The sequence below is a fragment of the Aquitalea sp. LB_tupeE genome, assembly GCF_013391415.1.
Taxonomy (GTDB): Bacteria; Pseudomonadota; Gammaproteobacteria; order Burkholderiales; family Chromobacteriaceae; genus Aquitalea.
Genome location: NZ_JACAXB010000006.1, coordinates 1 through 19,663, shown reverse-complemented (window position 1 = coordinate 19,663; position 19,663 = coordinate 1). Strand labels below are relative to the sequence as shown.

The window sequence follows — 19,663 nt, the reverse complement described above, 5'->3', positions numbered from 1 at the left end:
GCTGTACGACGGTGTGACAGGCTTTTTGTTCGTGCTTGTTAGGGCTATAAATACCTTACTGCCCTGGCTGCGACTGGCTCGGGCAGACTTTCACCCTTACGGTGAATCACCCGTCCGGCATCCGGGCGGGTTTCTTTTTTGTTCTGTTGGCCAACTGCAAAAAAAATGCCGCCAGCGTAACATTGGCGGCCACGACTGCAAGGAAGGTGTTTTATAGGCGGTACAGTTGCAAGGTACTGATCTGATGACGGGCCAGTTCGTCCAGATGGCGGGCACTGCTGGCGGCTTCCTGTGCTGCTGATGAGGCTTCTTCCGTCATTTGGGCAATCTGTTCTACCTGTACCGCAATATTGTTGGTGGCCTTGCCCTGTTCCTTGATGGCATCGGAGATCTCGGTGACCATGTGCACGGTATTGCCGGTGGCATCGCCAATCTGCTTGATGGCGTGGTCGGCATGGTCGGCACGGCTTACGCCGTTGCGTACCAGTTCTTCGGCGGCATGCATCTGCTCGGTGGCCTGGCGCGATCGGTCGCGCATGGCATTGATGGTGGAAGATATTTCCTGGGTAGAGCTGCTGGTGCGTTCCGCCAGCTTGCGCACTTCGTCGGCCACCACAGCAAAGCCACGTCCCATTTCGCCTGCCCGTGCAGCTTCAATGGCGGCATTGAGTGCCAGCAGATTGGTCTGGTCGGCAATGTCCTTGATCACCCCCACCACGGTGTCTACCTGGGCGCTGTAGGTGTCCAGTTCGCGGATGCTGCCAGCTGCGTTGTCCACTGCACTGGAAATGTCGCGGATGTCGTGAATGGTCTGGCTGATGGTGGTGGAGCCCTGGTGTGCCAACGTGCCTGCGCTGTGTGCCAGATCGCGCGATTCTTCGGCACGGGTGGCCACGTGATTCACGCTGACGGTCATTTGTTCGATGGTTGCGGCCATATTGGCAGAAGACGAAGACTGCGCATCGGCGGCTGCGGCAACTTGTGTGGCAGTTTGCGACAGGTCTTCCGAGGCAGCCGCTACCGAGCGGGCTCCTTCCAGAATGGATTTCAGATTGGTCTGCAAGCCGGCCAGCAGATTATTGAAGGCCGTGGCGGTATGGCCGATTTCATCCTGGCTGATGACCGGGGCGCGCTGGGTGAAATCCAGCGACTGGCTGACCTGTTGCATGGTCTGCTGGATAGAAGACAGGCCCCGGCTGATGGTACGGAACAGGGTGAAGCCCATGAACAGTACCAGTAGCAAGACAGCGCCGATCACGCCAGCGGTTTGCAGCAAGGCGCTGTTATAGGCGGCCTTGTTGGTTTCCAATGTATCGAAAGCCAGTTTAAGGTTGTATTCGGTGTGGTCGTTCAAGGCTTTGCGAAAAGCCGTGCTGGTTGTGTTCAGTGAGCCATCACGCAACATGGCGTCGGCCAGATCCTGTTTGCCACTTCGAGATAATTCAAAGAATTTGCTGCGTTCTGCACGGTAAGCTGCCAACTTAACTCTGTCATCCTGCAATAGTTGGCGGTCCTGATCATCTGAAATCAGGTTCTTTTCGTAGTCATTGAACAGATCCTCCAGCTTTTTGTCCGCCTCACCGGACATCGCTTCTGCCGCTGCCTTTTCACCTGGTGTGTGGGAGACAGAATGTTTGGTTACCGCGCCGCGAATATCCATAAAGGCATACACCATGCCGTTGAGATCACGCACGCTGGGAGCCAGATTGGAGACAGTGTCTTCAAAGCGCTTGCTGGCCTGTTTTTGTTGATAAGCACCAAAGCCACCCACCAGCAAGAGGGCGAGCAGGGCAATGGCAAGGGTGAGGATAAGGCGGCGGATGATGGTCATGAGTGTTTTCCTTGCAAGTGTTGATCTTGTTGTTATTCGTCATTGGCATATGTAACCGTGCTACGTAAATGTACCTATAGCAGCTCGTCATGACGTTTGCAGAAAAGTTTTTAATTTTTTTATGATTATGTAGTTATGGTTTAAAAAGCCCAAATATCTGCTTTTGATACCAGTAGAAATTCCGGAAAAACAGGCAAAAAAAGACCGCAGCGGCTTGCACCGTGCGGTCGTGTAGCTGAAGACGGGTGGATTTATGCTGTCAGTATCTCCCAGCGGCCCTGGCCCAGAATCTGCAATTGCTGCTGATGGTATTGCAGCAGGCTGCTGCGATGGCCGACGCTCACCAGCGTGGTGGCAGGCAACTGCTCGCGCAACAGCCGGTACATGGCATCTTCCAGCCCCTCGTCCAGCGCTGAACTGGCCTCATCCAAAAACGCAATATCCGGTTTGTTCAGTAACAAACGCCCAAAGGCCAGACGCTGCTGTTCGCCCAGCGACAAGCTGTGGCTCCAGTCGCGCTCTTCATCCAGCTTGCCCAGCAGATGGCCCAGCTGGATGGTGTGAAGTGCTTGTTCCAGCTCTGCACTATTGCCTTGTGGTGGTGTGGCCGGGTAGTACAGCGCATCACGCAGGCTACCGCCCGGCAGGTAAGGCTTTTGCGACAGGAACATCACACCGCTTGCCGGCAGGGTGATTTGCCCCTTGCTGTAGGGCCACAAGCCGGCCAGGCTACGCAGCAGCGTGGTTTTGCCGGAGCCGGAACGACCGCGAATCAGCAGCGCACTGCCTGCCGGAATCTCCAACGAGACATTGTCCAGCAGGCAGTCGCCAGCCGGGCTGTGCAGGCTGAAGGCTTGCAGTGCCAGCCGTTTGCCCTGATGGCTGATGGCCGGACGTGGCAGGCTGGCCGCTTCCCGCATGGAGTCGCAATAGCCGGACAGACGGTTGAGCACCGCGCGATAACCGGCAAAGTCGTCGTAGGCATTACGGAAGAAGGACAGATTGTCGTGCAGTGTGCCAAAGGCCTGTGAGGTTTGCATCAGGTCGCCCAGGGTAATCTGCTTGGTGAAAAAGCGATGGGCCTGCACGATGAGCGGAAACACTACCGCGGTCTGGCTGACAATCAGGTTGAAGCCCTGGAATTTCAGCGACCGGAACACGATGCGCCAGTTGTTGTGGATGATCTGGCCAAAGCGGCTGCGCAGCAGCATGCCTTCCACTTTTTCACCGGCATAGAATGCAATGCTCTCTGCGTATTCCAGCAAGCGCACCAGCAGGTAACGATAGTTGGCGTTGTATTGCTCGTTCAGGAAGTTCAAGCGCACCAAGGGGCGGCCTATCTTCACCGCCAGTACCGTGGCAATCAGCACGTAGACAAACACGGCAAACACCATGGCGCGTGGTATTTCCACCCCCAGCAACTGCAAGGGACCGGACAAATTCCACAGGATCAGCGTGTAGGCCAGGGTGGAAACCAGTGATCTGACCACGCCCATTGACAGGCCGAGCGAGCTGTCGACAAAGCTGCTGACATCCTGCTGGATACGCTGGTCGGGGTTGTCGCTATGCTGCGGCAGGTATTGCAGGCGGTAAAAGGCTTGCTGATTCAACAACCTTTGTAGCAGTTGTTCGTTCAGCCAGGCTCGCCAGTGGATGGAAAAGCTCTGGTTGACGTAAAAACTGAACAGGCTGCGCAGCACATGCAGGCTGGCCAGGATGCAGAAGATGCGGACAAAACTCCAGAACAGGCTTTCATTCAGTTGCTGCAGCGAGTTGTATAGACCGTTACTCCAGTTGGATAGCACCACGTCCAGCCGCACACCGGCTAGAGTCAGAAGCAGAATCAGCGCAATGGCCAACAGTGGCTTGGCGCTACGCCGCAGGCTGAAATAGCCGCCACTGAGGTGCCAGAATTGCCGGCCCCAGCTGGTCAGCCGGGTCAGGCTCCAGACTGCAATGACAAACAGCAGGCAGGTAATGCCATAGGCTTTGGCTACCCACACCAGGCTGCTGCCCAGTTCCTGATTCCAGTCCATGTTTCCCCTTTGATGCAATCAGACATGCCGTGTGCCGGCACAGCGCAAGCACACGGCATGGGTGGATGGTGAGACGCTGCCTTGTGGGCAGCAGCACAGCTTACGATGCTGCCTGCCCGCTGCCAAACGGTAGCAGGCGCTTAATGATGAATAATTGTTGCCAGTCTGCCGCTGCGTGATGTCGGAATGCAGGTTGGCCTTACCACAATATCTTCACCGCACTGTCGCCCAGCCAGTCCTGCAAGGCCAGCAGCAGGCTGTCATCCAGCCGCACGGCCCAGCCCTGTGACAGGGCCACATCGCCACGGGCTTGGGCATTGCTGTAGCTGATGCGAACCAGGCCGCCGTTTTCCTCGTCCCGATAGGGGGTGAGCAAGGCTTTCAAGCGGTTGATATCGGCATTGCCGTTCATCTGCAAGGACAGGCCGCGGGCAAAGCAGCTGCGTGCTTCGCCCAGATCATAAATGCGGTCAGCCATGATGCGCAGGCCGCCAGAGAAGCTGTCCTCGCTCACCTTGCCTTGCACCACCAGCACGATGTCTTCTTTCAGCTTGTTGCGGTTGACTTCGTAGCTGTCGCCAAACAGGCCGATTTCGCGCTTGCTGCTGCCATCGTCCAGTTCGACAAAGGCCATCTTGCCGCGATTACCCATCTTGACGCGGATGCCGGTGACAAAACCGGCAAGCAGCTGTGGCTCTTTGCGCGGGGTCAGGCGCGAGAGTGTGGTCTTGATGAAGGCACGCACTTCCTGCGCATAGGCCGAGAACGGGTGGCCGGACAGGTAGTAGCCGATGGCCAGTTTTTCTTCCGCCAGTTTGACGGCGTCATTCCATGGCCGGGTGGCCACCATTTCCACTGCCGGGGCCACGTCATCGCCAAACATGTCGAACAGACCGCCCTGGTTGGCATTGGCATGGGCCTGATCGGCCGCTTCCATCGCCAGGCCGACATTGGCAAACAGCAGGGCGCGGTTGGGCTCTATGCTGTCGAAGGCTCCGGCGCGGATCAGCGCTTCGATCACCCGCTTGTTGACCAGTTTCTTGTCAGTACGTTGGCAGAAGTCGAACAGGCTGGTGTAAGGGCCGCTGGCTTCACGCACCGCGACGATATGGTCTACGGCCGATTCGCCACTGCCCTTGATGGCACCCAGCGCGTAGCGGATTTCCTGCCGGCTGACCGGCACAAAGCGGTAGAAGCTGTGATTGACGTCCGGTGGCAAGAAACGCAGGCCGTTCTTGGCATCAGTGGCGTCGTCATAGAACACCTTGAGCTGGTCGGTATTGTCCAGTTCGGTAGACATGGTGGCCGCCATGTAGGCGGCGCAGTGGTGTGCTTTCAGCCAGGCGGTGTGGTAGGCCACCAGCGCATAGGCGGCGGCGTGCGATTTGTTGAAACCGTAGCCGGCGAACTTCTCCATGTAGTCGAAGATTTCGTTGGCCTTGGATTCCGGAATGTCCTGCTTGGCCGCGCCCTGCACGAACATGGCGCGCTGCGCCACCATCTCCTCCACCTTCTTCTTGCCCATGGCGCGGCGCAGCAAGTCGGCACCACCCAGCGAGTAGCCGCCAATCACCTGGGCGGACTGCATCACCTGTTCCTGATACACCATGATGCCGTAGGTGGGGGCCAGTACCGGCTCCAGCAGCGGATGCAGGTATTCGAACTTGGCGCCGTGCATACGCTGGATGAAGTCGGGAATCAGGTCCATCGGGCCCGGACGGTACAGCGCCACGAAGGCGATAATTTCTTCGAACTTGCTGGGTTTGGCTTCTACCAGCATTTTTTTCATGCCGGAGGATTCAAACTGGAACACGCCGGTGGTGTTGGCGCTGGCAAAAATCTTGTAGGCGTCGGCATCGTCCAGCGGCAGATGGGCAACGTCTACGTCCTCATTGCTGACCTGCTTGATGTAACGCTGGGCCAGTTCGATGATGGTGAGGTTGCGCAAGCCCAGGAAGTCGAACTTCACCAGGCCGATCTGCTCCACGTCATCCTTGTCGAACTGCGACACCGGCGAAGCGCCATCGGCACTGGCAATGTACAGCGGGCAGAAGTCGGTCAGCTTGCCTGGGGCAATCAGCACGCCACCGGCGTGCATGCCGATGCCGCGGGTGAGGTCTTCCAGCTTCATTGCCAGTTCGATCAGCTCATTGGCACCTTCCGATTCAATGACTTCACCGATTTGCGGTTCCACTTCCATGGCCTTTTCCAGGCCAAGGGGCTTGTTGGCCTCCAGCGGAATCAGCTTGGACAGGCGGTCGCACAGGCCGAAGGGCAGGTCCAGCACCCGGCCCACGTCGCGAATCACCGATTTGGACGACATGGTGCCGAAGGTGGCAATCTGGCTGACGGCTTCTTCGCCGTATTTCTGCCGGGTGTATTCGATCACGCGCCAGCGGTTTTCCTGGCAGAAGTCCACGTCGAAGTCGGGCATGGATACCCGTTCCGGGTTCAGAAAACGCTCGAACAGCAAGGCGTAGCGCAGCGGGTCGAGGTCGGTAATGCTCAGGCTGTAGGCCACCAGCGAACCGGCACCGGAACCCCGGCCCGGGCCCACTGGGCAGCCATTGCCCTTACCCCACTGGATAAAGTCCGCCACAATCAGGAAGTAACCGGGGAAACCCATCTGGATGATGGTATCGCACTCGAACTTCAGCCGGGCATCGTATTCCGGGCGACGTGCCTCACGCTCAGCCGGGTCGGGAAACAGCTGCTCCAGCCGCACTTCCAGCCCGCGCTTGGCTTCGTACACCAGAAAGTCATCCAGCGTCATGCCTTCCGGCGTGGGGAACAGCGGCAGGTAGTTCTTGCCCAGCACCACCGAAATATTGCAGCGTTTGGCAATTTCCACCGTGTTTTCCAGCGCCTCCGGAATATCGGCAAAACGCTCCAGCATCTGCTCTGTGGAGAGGAAATACTGGCATTCGGAGAAATTGCGCGGACGGCGCTTGTCGCCCAGCGTATAGCCCTCGGCAATGCACACCCGTGCTTCGTGCGCCTTGAAGTCGTCCGGGTCCATGAACTGGATGGGATGGGTCGCCACTACCGGCAGGCCGGTTTCGCCAGCCAGCCACAAAGTAGCCTGCACCACGCTTTCCACCTGTGCATTGTCCACGCGCTGGACTTCCAGATAGAAGCTGCCTGGGAACAGGCTTTCCCAATACTGCGCCCGGCGCATGGCTTCTTCGCGCTGGCCCATGGCCAGTGCCATGCCGACATCACCCAGATGCGCTCCGGACAGGCACAGCAGATTGCTGTTATCGCCCTGTTCCAGCCAGGCGCGCTTGATTTCCGCGCGGCCACGGTACTGGTTGTGGGTGAAGGCCTGGGTCAGCAGTTCACATAGCCGGCGATAACCCTCACGGTTTTTCACCGTCAGCATCAGGCGGGTGGGCTTATCGCGGTCTTCTTCGTTTTCCAGCCAGATATCGGCCGAGACGATGGGCTTGATGCCCTTGTTGCGGCAGGACTTGTAAAACTTGACCATGCCGAACAGATTCATCAGGTCCGACATGCCCATGGCGGGCATATTGTCCTTCTGCGCACGTTTTACCGCGTCGTCGAGGCGGACAATGCCGTCGGTAATGGAAAACTCCGAATGGAGGCGAAGATGGATAAAGCGGGGTGCGTTCATGGCGGCATTTTACCGGCAGCGCGGCATCTGCACCATGCGTGCGGCAAGATAAATCGCATGCCGGTACCGGTAGCCTGCACCATTGTTTATGGTGTCTGTCACCAGCCTGTCATTCCTTCTTTTCTTGTGCTGCGTCGCAGCATTAGAATGGTGGCATCAGGAATCAGCAAAATGGTGAGCAAGATGGATTGTGATGTCAGAGAGCTGGATGGCACCAGCCTGTACAAATTACTCACTGGCAGCGTGCTGCCGCGCCCCATTGCCTGGCTCAGCACGCAGGATTTGCTGGGGGGGGCCAACCTGGCACCGTTTTCCTTTTTTACCGTCGCCAGTCTCAATCCTCCGGTACTGGCCGTCACCATTCTGAAAAAGCCGGATGGCAGCGACAAGGACAGCCTGGCCAATATCCGCGCTACCGGGGAATTCGTGGTGAATATTGTCAGCCAGGAACTGGTGGAGGAAATGAACCAGTCCTGTGCCGCCTATCCGGCGGAAGTGGATGAGTTCGACCTGGCCGGGCTCGCCAAAGTGCGCAGCAAGCAGGTGAAGGCCCCCGGTGTGGCACGTTCGCCGGTACGCTATGAGTGTGTGCTGCACAGCTGTCTCGACCTTGGCCATGGTGCGGGTGGCAGCACGCTGGTGCTGGGTGAAATCCGCCATGTACATGTGGCAGATACGGTGTATCAGGATGGCCGGATTGATGTACAGGCACTGCACCCCATTGGCAAGCTGGCGGGGGATGCCTACACCCTGGTGCATGCGGATTTTTCTTTGGCACGCCCCTGATTGTTGCTGACCAGGCCCAGAAAAAAAGCACCTTGCGGTGCTTTTTTGGTATCTGCCAAACTGTCATCAGCGCAGTGCAAGGCTGATTTTTTCTGCCATTTCATCCAGCAAGGCATAGCGGCGGTTGTATTCGCTGCGCTTCTTGCTGGCAATTTCTTCCATCGGCTTGCGTGGGATGGGGAAGGGGATGCGGAAGTATTCGGTATTGATTTTCTCGGCACCGATATCCAGCCAGAAGCTGTCGTAATCAGCCTGGAACTCCTTCCGGTAGCGCCAGGAGCTGTAGATATGGCTGTCCTTGCATACGGCCAGCACTTGCTGGCAACCCATCTCACGCGCAATGACGGTCAATGCTTCCAGTACCAGCCGTTTGGGAAACAGGCCGTGACAGGCCTTGGTGGCGGTGCGGATGCACTCATGGCCAAATTCCTTGCGCGGGCCTTGCAAGCCGCCAATCAGGGCCACCGGCTGCCCCTGATACTGGCACAAGGTAAAGGTGAGGGTGGCTAGCGCCACTTGCTGGGCATCGACAAATTGCAGCGACAGTTCGCCTTCCTTGTCGAAGTAATGGTTATGTCCCAGTACCCAGTTGAAGTGGCTTTCATCCTTGCCGCTGACGCTGGCAATGCAGATATTGTCCAGCGACAACAATTGGCTGCGCACCGCTGCCGGCAGTTGCAATACCTGGCCATAGTGCTGTTGCAGCATTTCTACCTTGGCGGCGTTGCCCAGCCCGCGGTGCAAATAGGGGCGGTGCAGTTTTTGCGAAAGGCGTGGTGCCAGCTTCAGGTAGTCCAGCAGCAAGGGCTGGCTACTGAGAAAACCCAGCCAGCGGTAGCTGCTGGATAGTGACAGCAGACTGCGCAAGACCAGTTTGATGCGGTTCTTGCGTTCATCCAGATAGTCGCGCTGGGAAAAATTGCCGCTTGCCAACTGGCCTAGCAGTCGGACCGGGTGAGGTCGGGACGCTGATTCGATTGTTTTCACACAGGGTTCTTCTAAAAGCGTTCATGCACGGCGTGCATTATTGTTTATCCGGGTGCCAGCGTCTTTGGCCGGCTTGTCCCTTGGTCGTTACCGTTTGTGACGGTTAACTTTCTTGTGACGTTTTTATTTTTGCGCTGGTTTACTTTTTTTCTTCGCGTGGTTTGAGGGCAGACAGCGCTGCCCGCTGCATTTCCAGCGTTTTCATTTGCATGGACAGCATGCCCAGATTCATGGTCAGCCAGCCTTCCACTACCCGCAGCTCTGCCAGTTTGCGGTCGATTTCTTCCTCGCTCATTGGTGGGAGAAAGGGCTGGGCGCTGGCAGGAGTGGCAGTTTGCCAGAACTGGCGGAACATGGCGAATGGGTCGTTCGGGTTGAAGTCGGCGCTCATGACATTTCTCCTGGTCGGAAATAGAAAACGGGCAAGACTGGCTTGCCCGTTCAGTATAAGACCAAAGACGACAGCTTAGCTGTTGTTGGCTGCTACCTGCGCATCCACGGCAGCCAGGGCTACCATGTTGACAATGCGGCGTACCGAGGAGATCGGGGTCAGGATGTGTACCGGCTTGCTCATGCCCATCAGGATGGGGCCGATGGTCACACCGTCGGATGCCGAAACACGCAGCAGGTTGTAGCTGATGTTGGCAGCTTCAACGTTCGGCATGATCAGCAGGTTGGCCGAACCCTTCAGCGTCGTTTCCGGCATGGCCTGGGTGCGGATGGCTTCCACCAGGGCGGCATCACCCTGCATTTCGCCATCGATTTCCAGGTCAGGCTGGGCTTCGCGGATCAGTTCCAGTGCGGAGCGCATCTTGTCGGCGGATTCACCGTTGATGGTGCCGAAGCTGGAGTTGGACAGCAGGGCGGCTTTCGGTGCAATACCGAAACGCTTCATCGCTTCGGACGCCATCTTGGTGATGCCGGCCAGTTGTACTGCATCCGGCTTGGCATTCACGTAGGTGTCGGTGATGAAGATGTTGCCGGTCGGCAGGATCAGTGCGTTCATGGCACCGGCCACCTTGTCGGCATTGTCGTAGCCCAGCACGGTTTCCACGATGTCGAAATGCTGACGGTAAGTACCATAGGTACCGCAAATCATCGCATCTGCATCACCGCGGCGAACCATCAGCGCGCCAATCAGCGTGGTATTGCCGATTACGCGGCGACGGGCCTGCTCCTGGGAAACGCCCTTGCGCTTCATCAGGTTGTAGTAGTCCTTCCAGTATTCGGCAAAGCGCGGGTCGGATTCGTTGTTGACCAGTTCGAAATCCTTGCCCGGTTCCAGCTTCAGGCCCAGTTTTTCGATACGCTTTTCGATCACGCTCGGACGGCCGATCAGGATGGGGCGGGCGAGGCCTGCCAGCACGATTTCCTGAGTGGCGTGCAGTACGCGCTCGTCTTCACCTTCGGTCAGGACAACGCGCTTGCTTTCCTTCTTGGCCTGGGCGAACACCGGCTTCATGAACAGGTTGGTCTTGTACACGAACTGGGTGAGCTGGTCGGCGTAGGCGTCGAAATCCTGGATCGGGCGGGTGGCTACGCCGGAATCCATGGCGGCCTTGGCGACGGCCGGGGCGATCTTGACGATCAGGCGCGGGTCGAAGGGCTTCGGAATCACGTATTCCGGGCCAAAGGACAGTTCCTGGTCGCCGTAGGCGGAGGCAACCACGTCGGACTGTTCGGCCATGGCCAGGTCGGCAATGGCGCGCACGGTGGCCAGCTTCATTTCTTCATTGATGGTGGTGGCACCCACGTCGAGCGCGCCACGGAAAATGAAGGGGAAGCACAGTACGTTGTTCACCTGGTTCGGGTAGTCGGAACGACCGGTACCAATGATGGCATCCGGGCGGACTTCCTTCACCAGCGGCGGCAGGATTTCCGGTTCCGGGTTGGCCATCGCCAGAATAACCGGGTGAGCAGCCATGCTCTTGACCATTTCCTGCGACACCAGACGCGGGCCGGACAGACCCATGAAGATGTCGGCGCCAACCATGGCGTCGGCCAGTTTGCGCCAGCCGTTGTCGGCAATGGCGTAACGCAGCTTGGATTCGTCCAGCTTCTCGTCACGGCCGTGGTAGATCACGCCCTTGGAATCGCAGACGGTGATGTTTTCACGCTTCACGCCCAGCGCGACCAGCAGGTCCAGGCAGGCGATGGCGGCAGCGCCGGCACCGGAGGCCACCACGCGGACATTGGCGATGTCCTTGTTGACCAGGCGCAGCGAGTTCAGTACAGCGGCAGCGGCCACGATGGCGGTGCCGTGCTGGTCGTCATGGAAGACCGGAATGCCCATGCGTTCGCGGCACTTCTTCTCGATGTAGAAGCACTCGGGGGCCTTGATGTCTTCCAGGTTGATGCCGCCGAAAGTCGGCTCCATCGCACAGATCATGTCCACCAGCTTGTCCGGGTCGTTTTCGTTCAGTTCAATGTCGAAAACGTCGATGCCGGCAAACTTCTTGAACAGCACACCCTTGCCTTCCATCACCGGCTTACCGGCCAGCGGGCCGATATTGCCCAGGCCCAGTACGGCAGTACCGTTGGTGATGACAGCTACCAGATTACCGCGTGCGGTGTACTTGTAGGCATTGAGCGGGTCTTCCACGATGGCGTCACACGGGGCGGCCACACCGGGGGAGTAGGCAAGGGCGAGGTCACGCTGGGTAGCCAGCGGTTTGGTCGGGGACACCTGGATCTTGCCGGGCTGAGGAAACTGGTGGAAATCGAGTGCGGCTTGGCGCAGTTGCTCGTCCATTCGTGAACTCCTGGGTGGTTTCTTATGGTCGTTTTGAATAATTTAGCTGAATATTATAAGGGCTAACCCTCTATCGGGGCTATGGTCCTGTCAGACAAAGTACGCGGCAAGAGGTTTTCACCTCTGCCGCGTTGTTTGTCCTGTCCTGCTATTACTGCATCATACCTAACATTCGTGGCAGCCACAGGGATATCCCGGGCAGGTAGGTCACGGCAATCAGGAAGCCCAGCATGGTGAGTAGCCACGGCCATACGGCCACAGTCAGCTCGGTAATGCCCATCTTGGTGATGCCGGAGGCCACATACAGGTTAAGCCCCACCGGCGGATGGCACATGCCCACTTCCATGTTTACCGCAATCAGAATGCCGAAGTGTACCGGATTCACCCCCAGTTTGACTGCCACCGGGTACAGGATGGGTGCCATGATCAGCACAATGGCTGATGGGTCCATGAAGTTACCGGCTGCCAGCAACAGGATGTTGGTGAGCAAGAGGAAGGCCACCACACCCAGGCCCTGCGCCGTCATCCACGCGGCCATGGCTTGCGGAATCTGCTCGGAGGCCATCAGGAAGGAGAACAGCACGGCGTTGGTGATGATGTAAAGCAGCATCGAGCTCATCGACGCAGCGTTGATCAGCACGCGCGGCACATCCTTCAGTCCCATGTCCTTGTAAACGAACACGGCAATCACGAAGGCGTATACCGCTGCCATGGCTGCAGCTTCGGTCGGGGTGAAGATGCCGCTGTAGATACCGCCAATCACCAGCACGATCAGCAACAGTCCCCACACGCATTCGCGGAAGGCTTGCAGACGCTCGCTCCAGCTGGCGCGCGGCAGGCGCGGGTAGTCAAACTTCTTGGCACGGTACCAGGTGGTCAGGCCCAGCAATACCGACAGGCACAGGCCGGGCAATACACCCGCCATGAACAACTGACCGACCGATGCGGTGGACACGCTCATGCCATCCGGGCCGGTCACGTCCATGCCCGCAGTGGCGATGGAGTACATCACCAGGTTGATGGACGGCGGGAACAGAATGCCCAGCGCGCCGGAGGTGGTGATGACGCCCGCGCCAAAGCGTTGCGGATAGCCCTGCTTGACCATGGCCGGCAGGATGATGGAGCCCACGGCCACCACGGTGGCAACGGAAGAGCCGGTAATGGCGGCAAACAGTGCACAGGACACCACGCCAGCCAGACCCAGGCCGCCATACCAGTGGCCTACCAGGGTGGTGGCAAAGCGGATCATCCGTTTGGCCACACCGCCATGCATCAGGAAGTTACCAGCCAGAATGAAGAAGGGAATCGCCATGATTTCGAACTTCTCGATGCCGGTGAACAGCTTGAGTGCCACCGATTCGATCGGAACCTGGGTCATGGTGAATAAAAAGGTCAGAACCGTCAGACCCAGCGAGATGGAGATCGGCATGCCGGTTAGCATCAGGGTAAGCAGCAGACCGAAAATGATGAGCGTGGTCATTAGTGCTTGCCTCCGTGGTTCAGGTCGTGCGGGTGCAGGTTGTCCAGATCCTCGGCACCTTCTTCGATGCCTTCAACATGACCATGGTCATGCTTGGGCAGACTGCCAGTCTTGATGAAGTTCCAGGCTACTTGCAGGAAGCGGAAGCACATCAGAGTGGAGCCGCAAGGAATGGCCAGGTATACCAGCCACATCGGCGCTTCCAGGTCAGGCGATGTCTGATCGGTATGGGCGATTTCCCAGACAAAATTGCCGCCCAGCACGGCAATGACGCCAGTAAACAGCGCACCGGCCAGCAGGCCGAACACGATGAATTTGGCGCGGGTCTTGTCGGACAGGCGATTGATCAACACGTCCACCCCCACGTGGATGCCGGTGCGCACGCCGTAAGCCGCGCCAAACTTGGCCATCCATACAAACAGGTAGATGGTGAGTTCCTGGGCCCACGCCATATTGATATGGGCCAGATAGGGTTGCAGGGTTTCGATGCCCGAGCCGTAGCGGTGGAGTACCGCCACGAAGGTGATGAGGGTGGCACTTCCCATCAACAGGGCAATCATCCACTCCTCCAGATGGTCGAGGAATTTCAGCATGATTGTTCTCTTTTCGCAAAAAGAGCGTGGGTGCAATGCTGCACGCACGCTCGATTCAGGGCTGATCAGTTGTTGGGGTTGAAACCGGTTTCTTTGTAAATGGCTTTCAGCAAGTCCGGACCGATACGGCTGGACATCTTGGCATGAACCGGCAGCATGGCCTTCTTAAAGGCATTGCGCTCTGCCACGGTGGGGGTGTAAACCTGCGTTTTGCCAGAAGCCTTGATGGCGGCCAGTGCGCGGTCGTTTTCTTTCTTGGCGATGTCGTTGGCGTACTTGGATGCATCGGTCATGGCGCTGTCCAGTTCGCTGCGGATATCAGCCGGCAGGCCGTCCCAGAACTTCTTGTTGACGATAACGGCGTAACCCAGGAAACCGTGCTGGGTCAGGGTCAGTTGCTTCTGTACCTCATAGGCCTTGCTGGTGTACAGGTTGGAAGCTTCCAGCTCGGTGCCGTCCACCACGCCGGTTTGCAGTGCCTGATACACTTCCGAGAAGGCCATTACCTGCGGCAGTGCACCTACCGAACGCATTTCTTCTTCCAGCACCTTGGAGGACTGGATACGGATCTTCATGCCCTTCAGGTCGGCCGGGGTGCGGATCGGCTTGTTGGCCGAGAAGTTCTTGAAGCCGTTATCCCAGTAAGCTAGGCCCTTGATGCCCTTGCTTTCCAGCTTGCCCAGCAATTGCTTGCCGATGGCACCGTGCATCACCTTGTTCACTTCGTCGTAGTTGTCGAATACATACGGCAGATCGAAAACTTCGAATTCCTTCACGCCCAGCGGGCCAAACTTGGCCAGCGACGGGGCAAGCATCTGAACCGCGCCCAGTTGCAGGGCTTCCAGTTCTTCCTTGTCTTTATAAAGCTGGCTGTTGGGGTAAACCTGTACCTTGACCTTGCCGTGGGTACGTTCTTCCGCCAGCTTTTTGAAATATTCCGCAGCCTTGCCCTTGGGGGTGTCCGGCGATACCACGTGGCTGAACTTGATGACGATTTCACCAGCAGCCTGGGCCATGCCGGCTACACCAAAAGAAGCTCCGATCAAAAGTGCAGCAATCTTCAGTTTCATACGTCTCTCCGTTTGCATTTCTGTTAGCGTTGAATGTTTTTGCTTTGTCATCACAACCCTTATCAGCGGGCTGTTAATACCGTGTAAAGTAGAAGGCGCGCCAACAACATGCCATTGGGGACTTCATCATTGGGGTTTTCCCTAACTCATTTATGCACGTGATTGATATGCTAGCCCGCCGCCGTTCCCCCCGCCTGTTGTGGCTGGGCACCTCCCTCACCCTGATTGCCCTGGTACTTGCCCTGGGTGGCCTGTTTTATCTGGTGTATCGCGATTGGGTGGATGAGCAGCGGGATAATCTGATTCAGGAAGTACTCTGGCTGGAACAGTCGATGCGGCTGCACATGGAAGGTCAGCAAGAGTGGGCCGAAGGGGTGGCGGCGGATATCGCCAATGGCAGACTGAGTCCGGAACGCTTTATTTCCAATGCCGCGTTTTTCATGCGCGAAAGCCCGGAAGTGTTGCTGGTGCAGCAAATCGACGCACAAGCCATGTTGCTGCGCGACCAGCACGGTCAGGTTGCGCCGGGGCGGGTGCTGCATGGTGACGAATACGATGCGGTATGGCGTGCCATGCGCTTGCGCCGCTCATCCTACGGCCAGCCTTACCGCAGGCCGGATGGCAAATACCGCTTTGACCTTGCCGTGCCCATCGTTGCCAACGAAAAAGTGTTGGGCAGCATCCGGCTGGTGTATCAGTTCGATCAGCTGCTGCACCGTCAGGTGCCGTGGTGGATTGCCTCCAAGAATTACATCAGTTTTGTCGATGTCGGTGGCCGCACCTTGGCCAGCAAGTTCGACCCGTCAGAGCATCCCGGCAATATCTCGCACCAGACCAGCTTCGATCCGCCCGGCTTCGGCGTTTACCTGCGCGCGGTCAGCTACCGCTCCGGCCTGGGGCTGACCCTGCCTGTGCTCACCGGCCTGATTACCCTGCTGGCGGCGGCCTTGCTGTATTCCATCTGGCGGATTCGTCGGCACATGCGCGAGCGCTCACGCGCCGAGCAGGCCTTGTCTACCGAAGTGGCGCTACGGCAGGCCATTGAGGACTGCATGAAGAGCGGGCTGGTGGCCATCAGCCTGCAAGGCGAAATCTTGCGGGTGAACCGGGCTTTCTGTGAAATGCTGGGCTATGCGCCAGAGCAGCTGGTAGGGCAGCGGCCGCCGCATGTGTTCTGGCCCGCCAGCGATCATCAGCAAATGCGCGCTGCCATGGATGCCGTGCGGCAGGGTATGCAACCAGAACAGGGTTTTGAATTGCGCTTTGCCTGCCAGAATGGCGAGTTTATTGAAGTCCGTCTGTATGCCACCCCGCTGATAGAGCGAGATGGTAGCCACCGTGGCTGGATTGCCGCGCTGTTTGACATTACAGAACGCAAGCGTCAGCGTCTGGCGCTCAATGCTTCGCATCAGCGCTTTCTCACCGTGCTTAACGGCATGCAGGCCGGGGTGTGTGTGGTCAGCCAGGCCAGTGGCCAGCTGTTGTATGGCAACCCGACGTTTGCTTATCTGTGGCTGGCGGAAGAGCCGGATGCGCCATGCTGCCTGTTGTTGCCGGGATTGCGTCATGATCCGGAACAGGACGACATGGCCACTGAGTTCACCCTGCAGGATGGCAAGCAATGGTTCCAGATGCAGCGGCGCAGGCTGGAGTGGGTGAGTGGTGAATCGGCCTGGCTGGTGATTCTCACCGATGTCACCGAAGAGCGTGAGCGGGAAGGGCGGGCGCAGGCGCAGCAAGAGCGCTTCCAGACCACCTCGCGCCTGATTGCCATGGGTGAGATGGCCTCCAGTCTGGCGCACGAGCTGAACCAGCCACTGACCGCCATTTCCACCTATTCGGCCGGGCTGGCCAGGCGCTTGCCGGATACGCTGGAATTGCCCACTGGCGTGCGCGATGCCGTGTCCGCCATCAGTCAGCAAGCACAACGTGCAGGGCAAATCATCAAGAGCATCCGTGCCTTTGTGAAAAAGCACGAACCACAGCTGGAAACGGTGGATCCATCCCGCGTGGTGGCGCGGGCTGCCGGCCTGGCGGAAATGATGGCCTTCAAGGCAGGGGTACAATTGCTGATTGAGCAAGATGACACCGATTGCCGACTGGACATGGACCCGGTGTTGATCGAGCAGGTATTGCTCAATCTGATGAAGAACGCCATCGAAGCCATGGTGGAGGCGCAAACCCGCCGCCCGCACATCATCGTGCGCACTGCCGTCGGTGCCGCTTTCTGGCGGGTGGAGGTGGCCGATAACGGACCGGGGCTGGCCGATAACATCAAGAACGAGCTGTTTACGCCGTTTTATTCCACCAAGCCGGACGGCATGGGGATTGGCTTGAATATCTGCCGTTCCATCGTCGAGTTTCATCGTGGCGAGTTCAGTGTCAGCACCGGGGTGAGCGGAGGCTGCGTGTTCTGGTTCACCCTGCCTTTGCGTCGCGACGTGTAAGCTGCACGAAAAACGGCACCCGCCGGGTGCCGTTTCCTGATAGTGCAGTCAGTGTGTACCTTGCGGGCTGTGCGCTCAGCGCAGCGGCGGCTCCAGCACGGTTTCCTGCGTCTCCGGCAGTGTGTCCGGGTAGTCGCGGCTGTAGTGCAAGCCACGGCTTTCCTTACGCAGCAGGGCCGAGCGCACGATCAGCTCGGCGGTCTGCACCAGATTGCGCAGCTCGATCAGATCGTTGGTGACGTGGAAGTTGCTGTAGTACTCGTTGATTTCTTCGGACAGCAGGCGAATCCGGCTCAGTGCCCGCATCAGCCGCTTGTTGGTGCGCACAATGCCCACATAGTCCCACATGGCACGGCGCAACTCGTCCCAGTTGTGCGAAATCACTACTTCTTCATCAGTGTCCGTCACCTGACTGTCATCCCATGCCGGGATAGGCGGCAAGGTGATGACCGGCTCGGCCAGAATGTCTTCCGCCGCTGCCTTGCCAATCACCAGACACTCCAGCAAGGAGTTGCTGGCCAGCCGGTTGGCGCCGTGCAAGCCGGTGCAAGCTACTTCACCCACTGCATACAGCGCGTCGACATCAGTATGGCCGGTCAGGTCCGTCACCAGGCCACCGCAGGTAAAGTGCACGGCCGGTACTACCGGAATGGGTTCTTGGGTAATGTCGATGCCCAGCTCAAGACAGTGTGCATAGATATTGGGGAAGTGCTCTTTGATGAAGTTGGCCGGCTTGTAGGAAATATCCAGATATACACAATCCAGACCATGCTTCTTCATTTCAAAGTCAATCGCGCGCGCCACCACGTCGCGTGGTGCCAGTTCGCCACGCGGGTCGTGATCTGGCATGAAGCGGGTGCCGTCTGGCAGCTTCAGAATGCCGCCCTCACCGCGTACCGCTTCGGAAATCAGGAAAGACTTGGTATGCGGATGGTAAAGGCAGGTAGGGTGGAACTGGATGAATTCCATATTCCCCACCCGGCAACCGGCGCGCCAGCCCATGGCAATGCCGTCGCCAGTCGCTGTATCCGGGTTGGTTGTGTACAGGTAAACCTTGCCCGCACCACCGGATGCCAGAATGGTGTGTTGTGCCGCAATGGTCACCACCTGATCCAGCGTCTTGTCCAGTGCATACACGCCATAACAGCGCTTGCCTTCCAGACCCAGCTTGCGTGAGGTAATCAGATCAATCGCCAGGAAATCTTCCAGCACGGTAATGTTCGGATGCGCCTTGATCTTCTGGCCCAGGGTGGACGTCACCGCCGCTCCAGTCGCATCTGCAGCATGAATAATACGGCGATGGCTGTGGCCGCCCTCGCGGGTCAGGTGATAACCCGTCTTGTGGGTATCATCGCGGGTAAAAGGCACACCCAGCGCAATCAGCCAGTCAATGGCCTCTTTGGAATGCTCCACAATAAAGCGCGTGGCTTCTTCATTACATAAGCCGGCACCGGCAATCAGGGTGTCGCGAATGTGTTCTTCAACAGAGTCTTCTGTATCCAGCACCGCGGCAATGCCACCCTGGGCATAAGTCGAACTGCCTTCCAGCAGATCGCGTTTGGTAATCAGGCCAACTTTACGCGTGGTAGCCAAATGCAAGGCCAGGGTCATGCCGGCCAGACCGCTACCGATAATCAATACATCAAACTTGAGCATGGCAGATGCCGCCATCAGGCGGAGTAGGGCAGTTTGCAGAAGGATAAAGAGTAGCAGAACCGTCGTCAGGCGGCATCTGCGTTGGCTATATATATGCAGCTATCCCAACTAGGCATTGCAAATGCGTCGTCGCCCTGTTGTCCAGACGCGCTATCGGCTTGAGAAGGTCAATCAGTGGGTGGTTTCAATATATCGGAACCAGCTTTCACCTTCTATCCAGAACGCCAGTACGCTCCGTGCTGCGCACTCGCAGTAAAACAGTCATAAAACCCTCATTGCATAAGTCTTTTACCCTCAGTCACTTAGCGTGTGGCGGAGCGGGATCTCAGCAAAATCTGCAGATTTCTTCGCACAAAGTGTTGACGAGGGTGGGGCTGTGACGTATAGTTCA

The 19,663-nt window shown here is 57.9% G+C and carries 12 protein-coding genes; 2 read left to right on the top strand and 10 right to left on the bottom strand.

What is annotated here, in order from left to right; all coding sequences use genetic code 11:
* Positions 1-211 precede the first annotated feature (211 nt).
* From HWX34_RS01150 to dnaE, 3 genes are all read right to left on the bottom strand, one after another.
* A complete protein-coding gene (locus HWX34_RS01150) occupies positions 212-1,831 on the bottom strand; it encodes a methyl-accepting chemotaxis protein (RefSeq protein ID WP_178970609.1) in 1,620 nt (539 codons plus the stop codon).
* A 251-nt stretch (positions 1,832-2,082) separates the two neighbouring features.
* Complete coding sequence (locus HWX34_RS01145; protein ID WP_178970608.1) at positions 2,083-3,867, bottom strand: ABC transporter ATP-binding protein/permease; 1,785 nt, start codon at positions 3,865-3,867, stop codon at positions 2,083-2,085.
* 199 nt (positions 3,868-4,066) lie between these two features.
* On the bottom strand, positions 4,067-7,501 hold the full coding sequence (gene dnaE / locus HWX34_RS01140; protein ID WP_178970607.1) for a DNA polymerase III subunit alpha: 3,435 nt from the start codon (positions 7,499-7,501) through the stop codon (positions 4,067-4,069).
* A 171-nt stretch (positions 7,502-7,672) separates the two neighbouring features.
* Here dnaE and HWX34_RS01135 point away from each other — a divergent pair, with 171 nt between their 5' ends.
* Positions 7,673-8,287 carry a flavin reductase family protein gene (locus HWX34_RS01135; protein WP_218645009.1) on the top strand — a complete coding sequence of 205 codons (615 nt, stop codon included), beginning with the start codon at positions 7,673-7,675 and terminating at the stop codon, positions 8,285-8,287.
* Between the two features lie 66 nt (positions 8,288-8,353).
* Here HWX34_RS01135 and HWX34_RS01130 read toward each other — a convergent pair whose 3' ends face one another.
* From HWX34_RS01130 to HWX34_RS01105, 6 genes are all read right to left on the bottom strand, one after another.
* Positions 8,354-9,274, bottom strand: a complete 921-nt coding sequence (locus HWX34_RS01130) for a VirK/YbjX family protein (RefSeq protein ID WP_178970606.1) — start codon at positions 9,272-9,274, stop codon at positions 8,354-8,356.
* A 139-nt stretch (positions 9,275-9,413) separates the two neighbouring features.
* Positions 9,414-9,665, bottom strand: a complete 252-nt coding sequence (locus HWX34_RS01125) for a PhaM family polyhydroxyalkanoate granule multifunctional regulatory protein (RefSeq protein ID WP_178970605.1) — start codon at positions 9,663-9,665, stop codon at positions 9,414-9,416.
* Positions 9,666-9,740: 75 nt separating this feature from the next.
* A complete protein-coding gene (locus HWX34_RS01120) occupies positions 9,741-12,026 on the bottom strand; it encodes an NADP-dependent malic enzyme (RefSeq protein WP_045847196.1) in 2,286 nt (761 codons plus the stop codon).
* Positions 12,027-12,177: 151 nt separating this feature from the next.
* The gene (locus HWX34_RS01115; RefSeq protein ID WP_178970604.1) at positions 12,178-13,506 is read right to left on the bottom strand and encodes a TRAP transporter large permease; all 1,329 of its coding nucleotides are present in this window, start codon (positions 13,504-13,506) and stop codon (positions 12,178-12,180) included.
* Positions 13,506-14,099 (bottom strand): TRAP transporter small permease, encoded by a 594-nt coding sequence (locus tag HWX34_RS01110; RefSeq protein WP_178970603.1) that lies wholly within the window; start codon positions 14,097-14,099, stop codon positions 13,506-13,508. The genes HWX34_RS01115 and HWX34_RS01110 overlap by 1 nt, the downstream gene beginning before the upstream one ends.
* Before the next feature lie 65 nt (positions 14,100-14,164).
* A complete protein-coding gene (locus HWX34_RS01105; protein ID WP_178970602.1) occupies positions 14,165-15,169 on the bottom strand; it encodes a TRAP transporter substrate-binding protein in 1,005 nt (334 codons plus the stop codon).
* Between the two features lie 167 nt (positions 15,170-15,336).
* On the opposite strand from HWX34_RS01105, the gene HWX34_RS01100 reads away from it, so the two are divergent.
* Positions 15,337-17,616: a PAS domain-containing sensor histidine kinase gene (locus HWX34_RS01100; RefSeq protein ID WP_178970601.1), complete on the top strand. Its 2,280-nt coding sequence runs from the start codon at positions 15,337-15,339 to the stop codon at positions 17,614-17,616.
* Positions 17,617-17,691: 75 nt separating this feature from the next.
* Here the strand turns inward: HWX34_RS01100 and nadB are convergent, their stop codons facing one another.
* Positions 17,692-19,272: an L-aspartate oxidase gene (nadB, locus tag HWX34_RS01095; RefSeq protein ID WP_178970600.1), complete on the bottom strand. Its 1,581-nt coding sequence runs from the start codon at positions 19,270-19,272 to the stop codon at positions 17,692-17,694.
* Between the last annotated feature and the right edge of the window lie 391 nt (positions 19,273-19,663).

Excerpts from the sequence above, each read along its gene's own strand:
- HWX34_RS01125 (WP_178970605.1), bottom strand. The coding sequence starts at position 9,665 with ATGAGCGCCGACTTCAACCCGAACGACCCATTCGCCATGTTCCGCCAG.
- HWX34_RS01115 (WP_178970604.1), bottom strand. The coding sequence starts at position 13,506 with ATGACCACGCTCATCATTTTCGGTCTGCTGCTTACCCTGATGCTAACC.
- HWX34_RS01135 (WP_218645009.1), top strand. The coding sequence starts at position 7,673 with ATGGTGAGCAAGATGGATTGTGATGTCAGAGAGCTGGATGGCACCAGC.
- dnaE (WP_178970607.1), bottom strand. The coding sequence starts at position 7,501 with ATGAACGCACCCCGCTTTATCCATCTTCGCCTCCATTCGGAGTTTTCC.
- HWX34_RS01105 (WP_178970602.1), bottom strand. The coding sequence starts at position 15,169 with ATGAAACTGAAGATTGCTGCACTTTTGATCGGAGCTTCTTTTGGTGTA.
- HWX34_RS01100 (WP_178970601.1), top strand. The coding sequence starts at position 15,337 with ATGCTAGCCCGCCGCCGTTCCCCCCGCCTGTTGTGGCTGGGCACCTCC.
- nadB (WP_178970600.1), bottom strand. The coding sequence starts at position 19,272 with ATGCTCAAGTTTGATGTATTGATTATCGGTAGCGGTCTGGCCGGCATG.
- HWX34_RS01120 (WP_045847196.1), bottom strand. The coding sequence starts at position 12,026 with ATGGACGAGCAACTGCGCCAAGCCGCACTCGATTTCCACCAGTTTCCT.
- HWX34_RS01150 (WP_178970609.1), bottom strand. The coding sequence starts at position 1,831 with ATGACCATCATCCGCCGCCTTATCCTCACCCTTGCCATTGCCCTGCTC.
- HWX34_RS01145 (WP_178970608.1), bottom strand. The coding sequence starts at position 3,867 with ATGGACTGGAATCAGGAACTGGGCAGCAGCCTGGTGTGGGTAGCCAAA.
- HWX34_RS01110 (WP_178970603.1), bottom strand. The coding sequence starts at position 14,099 with ATGCTGAAATTCCTCGACCATCTGGAGGAGTGGATGATTGCCCTGTTG.